Origin of the sequence: Pseudaminobacter soli (ex Li et al. 2025), assembly GCF_029892515.1 — a bacterium.
GTDB classification, from domain to species: domain Bacteria; phylum Pseudomonadota; class Alphaproteobacteria; order Rhizobiales; family Rhizobiaceae; genus Pseudaminobacter; species Pseudaminobacter soli_A.
This window is the reverse complement of sequence record NZ_JARXVF010000001.1, coordinates 644,234-656,316: the sequence shown is the minus strand read 5'-3', so window position 1 is coordinate 656,316 and position 12,083 is coordinate 644,234. Positions and strand designations below refer to the sequence as shown.

The window sequence follows — 12,083 nt, the reverse complement described above, 5'->3', positions numbered from 1 at the left end:
AGGATAGCTCATGACCAATTCTCCTAACCCCGTTTCGAAGAATCGCGGCCGGCTGCTGGCTGCAGCTGCCTCCATCGCCATTGCCGGCGCGATCGGCCTTAGCGCGGTTACTTCGGGAACCCAGGCGGTTCTCGCCGATCCGGTGCGAGTGGAAGCTCCCCAGGCTCCCAGCTTTGCCGATGTTGTAGAAAAGGTTTCGCCGGCGGTCGTCAGCGTTCGCGTAAAGTCGAAGGTCGACCAGATGGCGAATGAAGAGGACGGCTCGTTTGGCCCGCGCGGCTTCGACAATCTTCCCGACGATCATCCGATGAAGCGCTTCTTCCGCCAGTTCAGGGGCGGGGAGTGGCAGAATGGCCAGCGCTGGCACCGCAATCATGAACACCAGCCGCGCCCGGTCGCACAGGGCTCGGGTTTCTTCATTTCGGATGACGGCTATCTCGTCACCAACAATCACGTCGTTGAGGACGGTTCGTCCTTCACCGTCGTCACCAATGACGGCAAGGAACTCGACGCCAAGCTGATCGGCACCGACCCGCGCACTGACCTCGCCGTTCTGAAGGTCGACGGTGGCGGCAAGTTCACCTATGTCGACTTCGCTGACGACAACAAGGTCCGGGTCGGCGACTGGGTGGTTGCGGTCGGCAATCCCTTCGGCCTTGGCGGCACCGTCACTGCAGGCATCGTTTCGGCACGTGGCCGCGACATCGGTGCGGGCCCCTATGACGACTTCATCCAGATCGACGCAGCGGTGAACCGCGGCAATTCCGGCGGTCCGGCCTTCAACCTCAACGGCCAGGTCGTGGGCGTCAACACGGCGATCTTCTCGCCTTCGGGCGGCAGCGTCGGCATTGCCTTCGCGATCCCAGCCACGACTGCCAAGCAGGTTGTTCAAGACCTGATGAAGGACGGCAGCGTCAAGCGCGGCTGGCTGGGCGTCCAGATTCAGCCGGTAACGGCGGACATTGCCGAGTCGCTCGGTCTGAAGGAGGCCAAGGGCGCACTCGTCGCTGGCGTTCAGGACGACGGCCCGGCAAAGAAGGCCGGCATCGTTTCGGGTGACATTATCACGCAGGTCGACGGCAAGGATGTTTCCTCGTCTCGCGAGCTCGCCCGCGTCATCGGCGCCAACCCTCCTGGCAAGGCGGTCGAGGTGACGTTGCTGCGCAACGGCAAGTCGGAGACGATGAAGATCGATCTCGGTGCGCTTCCGACCTCGGACAAGCAGGCTTCGGCTGACCAGCAGCAGGCGCCGCAGAACGCGACGGAAACGCTGGCTGATCTCGGCATGACGGTGACCAGCGCCGATGACGGCAAGGGTCTGGTTGTGACCGCAGTCGAGCCCGACAGCGATGCAGCTGACCGCGGCATCCAGGCTGGCGACGTCATCACGGCCGTCAATTCGGCGGAAGTGAAGGCGCCGGGCGATGTTACCAAAGCAATGGAAGATGCGGCCAAGGCCGGCCGCAAAGCGATCCTCGTCCAGGTCTCGCGTGAGGATACCAACCGCTTCGTCACGCTCCCTGTGAACAAGGGCTGATCCATCGCCGGACTTTCCGATGCGGCCCCCACCGTTCCGGTACGCATTGGAAGGGGTTGCGCGGTTTTGTCAGTTCGCACCAACCCCGCGGCAGCAGGTTGCAAGACCTGCTGCCGCATCTTGTTGGAGATCGGTGATGGACGTAAGTATCCTTGAACCCGGCGAAATCGCGTATAGTGGCCAGATGAAGATTCTCGTTATCGAAGATGACCGCGAGGCTGCGGAGTACCTGGAAAAGGCATTGGCCGAAGCAGGTCATACTGCTCATGTGGCCCGCGACGGGGAAACCGGATTCGCGCTCGCCGATTCAGGCGATTACGACGTCATGGTCATCGATCGCATGCTGCCACGACGTGACGGACTTTCGGTTATCGCCGGGCTCAGGTCGCGCGGCAACACCACGCCGGTTCTCATCCTGTCGGCTCTTGGCGAGGTCGACGACCGCGTCACCGGGCTTCGCGCCGGCGGTGACGACTATCTCACCAAGCCTTACGCCTTCTCCGAATTGCTGGCGCGGATCGAGGTTCTGAATCGCCGGACAGCCTCTCGGGAAGCTGAGACGGTCTACCGCATCGGCGACCTTGAACTCGATCGGCTTTCTCACACGGTCCGCCGCGGTGTGCTCGACATTACGCTGCAGCCACGCGAATTTCGCCTGCTCGAATATCTCATGCGCCACGCCGGCCAGGTCGTGACGCGCACCATGCTCCTGGAGAATGTCTGGGACTATCACTTCGATCCGCAGACCAACGTCATCGACGTCCACATTTCGCGGCTGCGCAGCAAGATCGAAAAAGGCTTCTCAAGCCCAATCCTGCATACGGTTCGTGGCGCAGGCTATATGCTCAAGGCCGGTTAGCCGATGGCCTTTAGGTTGCCTGCCATCATGAAGACGACGGCCGCGCGGCTGTCGGCCCTTTACCTGCTGCTGTTTACTCTCTGCGCCATTCTGCTCGTCTTCTACATGACGTCGTTGTCGGCAACCATGCTGACCGAGCAGACGATGGAGACAATCAACGAAGAGGTGCAGGGTCTGGGACAGGCCTATCAGCGGGGAGGGCTGCCGCTTCTGGTTCGCACCATCGAGCGCAGGGCGCGGCAACCGGGCGCCAATCTTTATCTGATCGCCGATTCCAATGGCCGCATTCTTGCCGGCAATGTCCAGAGCCTTGAGCCGGGCGTTCTTCAAAATGAAGGTTGGACTGATCGGCCTTTTGCCTACCAGCGCTTCGGCGACAACAGTGCGGAACGCAAGAGCGCCGACGCTTCGACGTCTGGCGGTACTGCGGCGGAGATTGCGCCGCGGCATGACGCAATAGCCGTGGTCCTGCGCCTGCCCAATCAGATGATCGTGCTTGTCGGGCGAGATCTGTCGGAGCCGGAACGTTTCCGCGAGGTGGTCCAGCGCGCGCTCATGGCCGCGCTCGGCATGATGGGCCTCGGCGCATTGCTCATCTGGTATTTCGTCGGACGTCGGGCGCTGAAGCACATCGACAGCGTCTCGGACGCCAGCCGACGCATCATGGGCGGCGACCTTTCCGGGCGTCTGCCGGTCACGGGGGCAGGCGACGAATTCGATCGACTGTCGGAAAACCTCAATACCATGCTGGAGCGTATCGCCGATCTGAACGAGGGGCTGAAACAGGTTTCCGACAACATTGCCCATGACTTGAAAACGCCGCTGACCCGCTTGCGCAATCGTGCCGAAGCAGCACTTTCCAGCCGGTCCACTTCCGACGAGTACAGAGCCGCCCTCGAAAGCACCATTGCCGAGTCCGACCAGCTGATAAGAACCTTCAACGCCATCCTGATGATATCGCGGCTGGAGGCCGGCTATTCGTCGGAGGCCGTCGCTAAGGTCGATCTCGTAGCGATCGTGCAGGATGTGGCCGAACTCTACGAGCCGGTGGCTGAGGAGAGCGGCGTCGAGCTCGAGGCGCCGGTCACGGGCTCGCTCGTCATCGACGGAAATCGTGAACTCATCGGCCAGGCGCTGTCGAACATTGTCGACAACGCCATAAAATATTCGCTCGATGCCGCCGACAAACCTGCAGTGCGCGTCACGCTGGAAAAGATCGGCAATGAGGTCCGGTTGCGGGTGGTCGACAACGGGCCGGGCATTCCCGACGATGTGGACCGGGAAAGGGCCACTGAGCGCTTCGTGCGGTTGGAGAAAAGCCGCTCGCAGCCGGGCTCCGGCCTCGGCCTCAGCCTGACCAAGGCGGTCATGAAATTTCATCATGGGCACCTTGAACTTGCCTCGGCCGACCCTGGATTATCCGTCACCATGAGCTTCCCCCAGAGAGAGATCGGGAAATGACCACAGGACTGGCGGCCAAGCCGAAGGACCAACCCTGGTTCGGCAGTCCCGTGCCGGATTTAGTCCCGCTCGATCCGCACCGCGCCAGCCGCGAGATCGCCGAGATTGCTGATACGGCGAAGGAAGCAGGGCTCAAGCGGCTTTCTGCACTGCTAAACGGAAAGAGCCGCCTGGCAGCTTTTCTGGAGGCTGTGTTCGATCTTTCGATTTTCATGCGCGATTGCGCGCGCCGACGGCCGGAAATCCTCGAGGCGCTGTTTGACCACACGATCGACGACCGGCTGCTTTTCATCCAAGGTGAAATCGCGGCGGCAGTACGTGCGGAGGACGTGTCCGAAAAGAGCCTGATGATGGCGCTGCGCCGGCTGAAGCTCGAGGCGCATTTTCTCATCGCGTTGGCCGAGCTTGCTGGCGAATCCGACACCGCCACCACGGTTCGGCGCCTCAGCGACCTTGCCGACGCCTGCGTTCGTGCTGCTTCGGACTTCCTGCTGCGTGAGGCGCATTTTCAGGGCAAGCTGAGCCTCCCCGACCCGGAAAAGCCGGCCGAGGGCTCAGGCTGGATTCTGCTCGGCATGGGCAAGCTCGGCGCCCATGAGCTCAACTTCTCCTCCGACATCGACCTCGTGGTGTTTTTCGAGCCGGATGCGCCGGCTATCACCGATCCTTTTGGGGCGGCGGAACTTTTCGCGCGCATGACGCGGCGGCTCGTGAAAATCCTGCAGGATCGCACCGAGCACGGCTACGTCTTCCGCACCGATCTGCGCTTGCGCCCGGACCCGGGCTCGACGCCGCTGGCGATCCCCGTTCAGGCCGCCTTGCTCTATTACGAAGGGCGCGGCCAGAACTGGGAGCGCGCTGCCATGATCAAGGCGCGCGCCGTTGCAGGTGACCTCAAGGCAGGCGCGGCCTTCCTCAAGGAACTGCAGCCCTATGTCTGGCGCAAATACATGGACTTTGCGGCAATCGCCGACGTCCATTCGATCAAGCGCCAGATCCACGCCCACAAGGGGCATGGTGAAATCGCAGTGAAGGGACACAACGTCAAGCTCGGTCGGGGCGGCATTCGCGAGATCGAGTTCTTCGTGCAGACCCAGCAGTTGATCGCCGGCGGAAGGTTCCCCGATCTTCGCGGCCGCGAGACGGTGTCAATGCTTGCGCAGCTAGCTGCGCACGGGTGGATCACCGCCGAGGCGAGGGACACGCTCACGCAGCAATACTGGTTCCTGCGGCGGGTGGAACACGCGATCCAGATGGTCGCAGACGAGCAGACCCACACTTTGCCAGAGGATGACGAGGGGCTCGAGCGGATCGCACACATGCTCGGTTTCGCCGATCGCGAGACGTTTTCGGCCGAGTTTCGTGCTTCGCTGCATCGGGTGGAGCACCACTATGCGGCGCTTTTCGAAACAGCGCCGGAGTTGTCTTCAGGCGTCGGTAATCTGGTCTTCACGGGCGACGTGGACGACCCCGACACGCTGCAAACCCTGCGTAAGCTGGGCTTCGAGAGGCCGAGCGACATCTGCCGCGTCATCCGGAGTTGGCATTTTGGGCGTTACCGGGCGACCCAGTCGGCCGAAGCGCGCGAGCGGCTGACGGAACTGACGCCGGCGCTGCTCGAAGCTTTCGGCAAGACCCGCCGCGCTGATGAAGCCCTGATGCGGTTCGACGAGTTTTTGGCCGGGTTGCCGGCAGGCATCCAGCTATTCTCGCTCCTGCAATCCAATCCGGCGCTGCTGCGGCTGCTGGCGACGATCATGGGAACAGCACCGCGGCTCGCAACCATCGTCACCCGGCGCCCGCATGTATTCGATGGTCTGCTGGACCCGCTATTGCTGTCGGAACTGCCCGACAGGAACTATCTCTCGACGCGCCTGTCGGTCTTCCTCGAAGGTGCCAAGACCTACGAGGATGTTCTCGATCGCCTGCGCATCTTTGCAGCGGAGCAGAAATTCCTCATCGGCGTGCGTCTCCTTGCAGGCTCGATCGACGCGACAAGAGCCGGCACGGCCTTCTCCGATCTCGCCGATTTGACGATAGGGAGTGCGCTGGATGCGGTCGTCGACGAATTTGCCGTGCGGCATGGCAGGGTCAAGGGCGGCAAGGCGGCAATTCTGGGGATGGGCAAGCTGGGCAGCCGCGAACTGACCGCCGGTTCGGATGTCGACCTGATCCTGCTTTACGACCACGACCCGGACGCTGAAGAGAGCGACGGCGAGAAGCCGTTGGCACCCTCGCACTACTATGCCCGCCTGACGCAGCGCTTGATCGCCGCAGTGTCGGCGCCGACGGCGGAGGGCGTTCTCTATGAACTCGACCTGCGCCTGCGCCCCTCCGGAAACAAGGGCCCGGTTGCCACGCATATCGACGCGTTCCGCAGATACCAGCGCGAAGAGGCGTGGACTTGGGAGCATATGGCCATTACCCGCGCTCGTGCTGTGGCCGGCGACCCGACGCTTTGCGAGGCCGTCGAAGCGGAGGTGGCTTCGGTGCTCGCCTTGCCGCGTGACTTCTCCAAGGTCGCCAAAGAGGCGGTCGACATGCGCAAGATGATCGAGGAAGAAAAGCCGTCGCGCGACCTCTGGGACATCAAGCTCATTCCAGGCGGCCTGATCGATCTCGAGTTCATCGCGCAAGTGGCAGTGCTTACGCATCGGATCGAGGAGGGACCGTGCACCGCGAGCACGGCCGAGACCCTCGCGCGCCTCAGCCCCGAATTCGCCGATGCCCAGGCGCGGCAGGAACTGTGCGACGCCTATGCGCTCTATTTGTCGCTGACGCAGATGATCCGCCTGTGCCTTACGGGAGCCTTCGAGCGGAGCGACATGCCGCCGGGCCTGGCCGACCTTTTGCTGCGCTCGACCGACCTGCCGGATTTCGGCGTGCTGGAGGCGCATCTAAAGGAGACGGCGCGAAAGGTGAGGACCAATTTCGACCGTCTGCTCCGCAGCAAGAAAAGATAGGCTGCCGGTCAGGCGGCTTCCTTCATTACCTGTCTCGGCTTGCTTGCCGGGATGCGAACCGACACGATCGTGCCGACGCCTTCCGCGGAGCGGATTTTCAGCGCGCCGCCATGCAGTTCGGCGAGCGAGCGGGAGATGGCAAGCCCGAGGCCCGACCCGGTGTGGTTCTTGGAGAACTGGTTCTGCACCTGCTCGAACGGGCGACCGAGCTTGCCCAGCGCCGATTTCGGAATGCCGCAGCCATTGTCTTCGATTGTGATCATCAGCGCCTTGGCCACGTTGCGCGCGCGCACCGTGATGTGCCCACCCTGACCCGTAAACTTCACCGCGTTGGAAAGCAGGTTGATAACGATCTGCTTGACCGCGCGCCGGTCGGCATAGAGCGACATGGCGTCGGCTATCTTGGTCTCGACGGTGATCGACTTCTGCGCCGCCTGCAGTGAGATCACGCGCACCGTCTCGCTGATAAGCGGGTTGAGGTCGATCTCCTCGCTGTCGATGGAGAACTGGCCAGCTTCGATCTTCGACATGTCGAGGATGTCGTTGATGACGCCGAGCAGGTACTGTCCGCTGCTCAGGATATCGCGGGTATATTCCTCGTAGCGGTCGGAGCCGAGAGGCCCGAAGAGCCCGGATTCCATCAGTTCCGAGAAGCCGATGATCGCATTGAGCGGCGTGCGCAGCTCGTGTGACATGTTGGCAAGGAATTCGGACTTCGCGCGGTTTGCCGCCTCGGCGCGCTCGGTTTCCTTCATGTATTTCTTGTTGAGCTCAACCAGTTCTCGCGAGCGTTCCTGCTCGGCGCGGCGCGCGAGGCTCAGGTCGTGGATCGTCGCCATCAGGCGGCGTTCGCTTTCGACCAGCTTTTCCTGATGCTGCTTGATCTGGGTGATGTCGGAGCCCACCGACACGTTGCCGCCGTCGCGCGTCTTCAGCTCGTTGACCTGCAGCCAGCGGCCGTCCGCCAGCTGGCGTTCGAAGGTCACGCCGCCGCGATGGATATTGGCGCTGGGCAGTCGCCGTTCGGCGGCGAAAGCAACCATCCGTTGTTCGATGACATGACGCGGCGTGCCCGGCACGACGTCGCGGTCCGAAAGGCCGTGATCCTGTTGGTACTTGGTGTTGCACATCACCAGACGCTGCTGCGGGTCCCACAGCACGAAGGACTCAGTGATGTTCTCGATCGCCGTGCGCAGGCGCATGTCTGCCGCCTCCGAGCGCAGCACGAGATGGCGCTGCTCGGTGACGTCGACGGCGATGCCGATCATCTGGATCTCCGGCGCATCCGGGTCCACGACCTGAGCGCGAGCCCGCATCCAGACCCATTGGCCGTCGGCATGGCGCATGCGGAAGACCTGGTCGATATGGTCGATCTCGCGGGCGACAACCCGGCTGGCAAGCTGGAAAAGGTTGCCATCTTCACGGTGGATGATGTCGTCCACTTCGCCGAAGGACAGCATTTCGTTGCAAGGCTCATAGCCCAGCATCTCGTAGATCGAGCGCGACCAGTACATCTTGCCGCGCACCATGTCCCAATCCCACAGGCCGCAGCGGCCGCGCACCAGGGCCATGTCGATGCGTTCATGGGCATCGAGATAGAGCCGGTCTGCGGCTTGTGCCCGCGCAGCCTGCGTGAAGTAGGCATAGAGCAGGATGCCGAGAACCGCCGCGGTCACCAAGAAGAGGGTGACGTTGAGCGAAACGGTCTTCCGCCATTCGGAAAATACAGCTTCCTGAGGAACGAGCGCGACGGCCGCGGTTTTCCGGCCATTCACGAGGCTGACCGCCGCATACCAGCTCTGCTCGTCAATGCGGACTTCCATGACACCGGCGCGTTCGCCGAACATGAAGAGCGGTTGCCCACCTGAAATGATGCTGTCGAGCGTCTTGCCTTCCCAGTGCGTCGATACCGGCGCAACCGCCAGGACGCGGAAGGCACCATCAGTGATCGCCAGGACATGCCGGCTGCCCATGGCGCCTTGCTGCAGGGTGCGTTCGATGAGCGTCTTGCCCTCGTCGGTAATCGAGCCGCCATCCTTGTCGACGAGGCTGACCGTGCTGGCGAGTTGGCTGGCAGCCAGGCTGAGGAAAGCCTTGGCGTTGCGTTCCACATCGTCGCGCCAGGCCATGAGCGACATGAAGCGCGCCGCCATGAGGATCAGCAGGAAGGTGACGATGAGGGCAGGGACGGAACGGCGCAGGATCGGCTCCGCCGCAAGCAGGCGACGATAGGCCGGCTCAGCGATGATCCGTGCGTTGCCCGCCAGGGTCGCGCCCTTGCGTCGGACAAAAACACCGCCATCGGGCGCGCTCCACGCGTCCGCCTTCGCCATCAAGAGGCTCCCCGTAATCCTTTTGTTAAGAATGACCCGGTAACGCCGCACATCCGAATCATCCATAAAGAATCAAACGTGATTCCCCTTGTCCATAGGCCGGGCGAAAAAATGCCTCGGTAGACGAGAAAAATATCTCGTCAGGCGAGGGTTCTCTCGATGATGTCACGCAAATCGGCCGACAGGTTCGGTGTCGAGCTGATGGCCAGCAGTGCTTCGCGTGCCTTGGCTTGCCTGCCCGGTTCGAGCGAACGCCACGAGCGCAGCGCTGTGGCGAGGCGTGCCGCGACCTGCGGGTTGCGCTTTTCGACCGCCAGCACGGTGTCGACGAACAGCTTGTAGCCGGCGCCATCGGCTCGGTGGAAGCCGGTCTGATTGGCGCTGGCGAAGGTTCCAATCAGCGAGCGTACACGGTTTGGATTGGACATCGAGAAAGCCGGATGTTCCATCAAGCTGCGGACGATGTCGACTGCTTCGGCACCGGGCGTCGAGGCCTGGATCTGGAACCACTTGTCCATGACCAAAGCATCGCCACGATACTTCGCCTCGAAGGCCGCAAGGGCATCGGTCGCCTGCTGCGATCCGCGATGACGATGCGCGAGAATGCCCATCGCGGCGGCGCGGTCGGTCATGTTGGTCGCGCCGGCGAAATGATCGGCAGCCAAGCCGACACCTCCCGGCAGTGCCGAAAGATAGTCGAGAAGCACGTTTCGCAGCGCCCGCTTGCCGGCACTGGCCGCATCGGGGCTGAAAGGCCCGGCAACGTGTAGGCTCGCATACAAGGCATTGAAAGATTCGCGATTTGTCTCCGCGATAGCAAGCGCCAGCGCTTCCCGCCCGGCCCGAACCGCGTCGGGATCGATGTTGCTGCCGATCTCGCGGGCGATATCGGCTTCGCCCGGCAACGCCAAGGCCAGAGCCCTGAAAGCTGGCTCCAGCGTTTCATCGGTAGCGATCGTGCCGGCAAGCCGCAGCAGTTCAGGCGAAAAGTAGGGCACCTTGCCGCCGAGCACGCTGCGGAAGGCGGAAATCAGAGTTTCCGTCAAAAGCGTGTTGAACGCCTGCCAGCGCGAGAAGGCATCGCTGTCATGCCGTGCCAGGAAGGCCTGATCCTCCGCGCTTTGCGCGATCGAAAGCGTGATCGGCGCCGAGAACCCCCGGTTCAACGACACCGAGGGGCGCTCGGCGATGCCCGAGAACTTCACCACGTGCCGGCGCTTGCGCAGATGGATCACTCCGTCCGCGACGTCGGCTCCCTCCACGTCCGCATAGGCCATGTCCTTGCCGTCCGGGCCGACGAGGCCGAAGGCGAGCGGGATGTGCATCAGGCGCTTGCGGCTTTCCGAGGGTGTCGGCGGCACCGACTGCTCGATCTCAAGGGTGAACTCGCCCGAACCGGCATTGTGCGAGCCGCTGACAGTCACGTTCGGCGTTCCGGCTTGGTGATACCAGAGCGCGAACTGCGACAGGTCCTGGCCGGAAACCTCCTCGAAGACTTTTAGAAAATCCTCGATCGTGGCCGCGTCGCCGTCATGCCGCTCGAAGTAGAGGTCCATGCCTTCCCGGAACGCCTGTGCGCCGAGGATGGTGCGGATCATGCGCACGACCTCGGATCCCTTTTCGTAGACGGTGGCCGTGTAGAAGTTGTTGATCTCGCGATAGCGGCGCGGACGCACCGGATGCGCCAGCGGTCCCTGGTCCTCGGGGAACTGATGCGCCCGCAGCGTGCGCACTTCGGCAATGCGCTTGACTGCACGCGATCGCTGGTCGGCGGAAAACTCATGATCGCGGAAAACGGTCAGCCCTTCCTTGAGGCAGAGCTGGAACCAATCGCGGCAAGTGATTCTGTTGCCTGTCCAATTGTGGAAATACTCGTGGGCGATGATCGCCTCGATATTCGCGAAATCCGTGTCGGTCGCGGTCTCTTCATCAGCGAGCACATATTTGTCGTTGAAGATGTTGAGACCCTTGTTCTCCATCGCGCCCATGTTGAAGTCGGAGACGGCGACGATATTGAAAACGTCGAGGTCGTATTCGCAGCCGAACACTTCTTCGTCCCAGCGTATCGAGCGCTTCAGCGCGTCCATCGCATAGGTGGCCAGGCGCTCCTTGCCATGTTCGACATAGATGCCGAGCTCGACCTGGCGGCCCGAGGCGGTGACAAAAGTGTCGCCCACGCGCCCAAGATCGCCCGCGACCAGCGCGAACAGGTAGGACGGCTTCGGGAAGGGATCGTCCCAGACCGCGTAGTGCCACCCATCTCCAAGGTCGCCGCTTTCGACGGGATTGCCGTTTGACAAGAGCAGCGGGGCTTCGTCGCGCCGCGCCTCGATCCGAACCGTATAGACCGACAGGATGTCCGGCCGGTCGAGGAAATAGGTGATGCGGCGAAAGCCCTCCGCTTCGCACTGGGTGCAATAGACGCCGTTGGACCTGTACAGCCCCATCAGCGCTTCGTTTTTCGACGGGGCGATTTCTGTCTCCAGGAGGAGCTTGAAGCGCCCGGACGCCGGCGGATTGGCGATGATGAGTTGATCGGCGGAAGCAGTGTAGGAGGAGGGCTCAAGCGGCTTTCCGTCGATTTCGATGCGGCGCAAGACCAAGCCATCGCCATCGAGGATCAGCGCCGGGGCACCTTTTACGCCGTTGCGGCGCTCAATCGTCAGCTCGGCGACCACCGTGGTCTCGTCGGGCGAAAGCCTGAAGGTCAGTCCGGTCGAGGGGATGAGATAATCGCTCGGGCGGTAGTCTTCGAGCCGAAACACCTGACCGGTATCTGTACGCATTATCACAACTTTCCTATTGAGATCTGCTCGTTCCAAGCAGATGTTTCCATCACTGGCCGCCTGGTAGCTGGCCTACAAAAGATGGCAGTGCTGCTCTTTACACGAAAGCCACCATCGACAAAACTAACGCAGGACCTATTTCAG

At 62.3% G+C, this 12,083-nt stretch carries 6 protein-coding genes; 4 read left to right on the top strand and 2 right to left on the bottom strand.

Annotated features, from left to right (window positions below; all coding sequences use genetic code 11):
* Nucleotides 1–10 precede the first annotated feature (10 nt).
* From M2281_RS03150 to M2281_RS03135, 4 genes are all read left to right on the top strand, one after another.
* Nucleotides 11–1,537: a Do family serine endopeptidase gene (locus M2281_RS03150; protein ID WP_280819634.1), complete on the top strand. Its 1,527-nt coding sequence runs from the start codon at nucleotides 11–13 to the stop codon at nucleotides 1,535–1,537.
* Between the two features lie 184 nt (nucleotides 1,538–1,721).
* Nucleotides 1,722–2,396 (top strand): response regulator transcription factor, encoded by a 675-nt coding sequence (locus M2281_RS03145; RefSeq protein ID WP_280821094.1) that lies wholly within the window; start codon nucleotides 1,722–1,724, stop codon nucleotides 2,394–2,396.
* Between the two features lie 3 nt (nucleotides 2,397–2,399).
* A complete protein-coding gene (locus M2281_RS03140) occupies nucleotides 2,400–3,857 on the top strand; it encodes a sensor histidine kinase (protein WP_280819633.1) in 1,458 nt (485 codons plus the stop codon).
* The gene (locus M2281_RS03135) at nucleotides 3,854–6,820 is read left to right on the top strand and encodes a bifunctional [glutamine synthetase] adenylyltransferase/[glutamine synthetase]-adenylyl-L-tyrosine phosphorylase (protein WP_280819632.1); all 2,967 of its coding nucleotides are present in this window, start codon (nucleotides 3,854–3,856) and stop codon (nucleotides 6,818–6,820) included. Before M2281_RS03140 ends, M2281_RS03135 begins: the two co-directional genes overlap by 4 nt.
* Before the next feature lie 8 nt (nucleotides 6,821–6,828).
* Here M2281_RS03135 and M2281_RS03130 read toward each other — a convergent pair whose 3' ends face one another.
* Nucleotides 6,829–9,153, bottom strand: a complete 2,325-nt coding sequence (locus M2281_RS03130; protein ID WP_280819631.1) for a PAS domain-containing sensor histidine kinase — start codon at nucleotides 9,151–9,153, stop codon at nucleotides 6,829–6,831.
* Between the two features lie 140 nt (nucleotides 9,154–9,293).
* Nucleotides 9,294–11,939, bottom strand: coding sequence for an aminopeptidase N (gene pepN, locus M2281_RS03125; protein WP_280819630.1), 2,646 nt, complete (start codon nucleotides 11,937–11,939; stop codon nucleotides 9,294–9,296).
* Nucleotides 11,940–12,083: the final 144 nt, after the last annotated feature.

Bases quoted from the DNA above. Each gene is read 5' to 3' on its own strand.
- M2281_RS03150 (WP_280819634.1), top strand. From the start codon at position 11: ATGACCAATTCTCCTAACCCCGTTTCGAAGAATCGCGGCCGGCTGCTG.
- M2281_RS03145 (WP_280821094.1), top strand. From the start codon at position 1,722: ATGAAGATTCTCGTTATCGAAGATGACCGCGAGGCTGCGGAGTACCTG.
- M2281_RS03140 (WP_280819633.1), top strand. From the start codon at position 2,400: ATGGCCTTTAGGTTGCCTGCCATCATGAAGACGACGGCCGCGCGGCTG.
- M2281_RS03135 (WP_280819632.1), top strand. From the start codon at position 3,854: ATGACCACAGGACTGGCGGCCAAGCCGAAGGACCAACCCTGGTTCGGC.
- M2281_RS03130 (WP_280819631.1), bottom strand. From the start codon at position 9,153: ATGGCGAAGGCGGACGCGTGGAGCGCGCCCGATGGCGGTGTTTTTGTC.
- pepN (WP_280819630.1), bottom strand. From the start codon at position 11,939: ATGCGTACAGATACCGGTCAGGTGTTTCGGCTCGAAGACTACCGCCCG.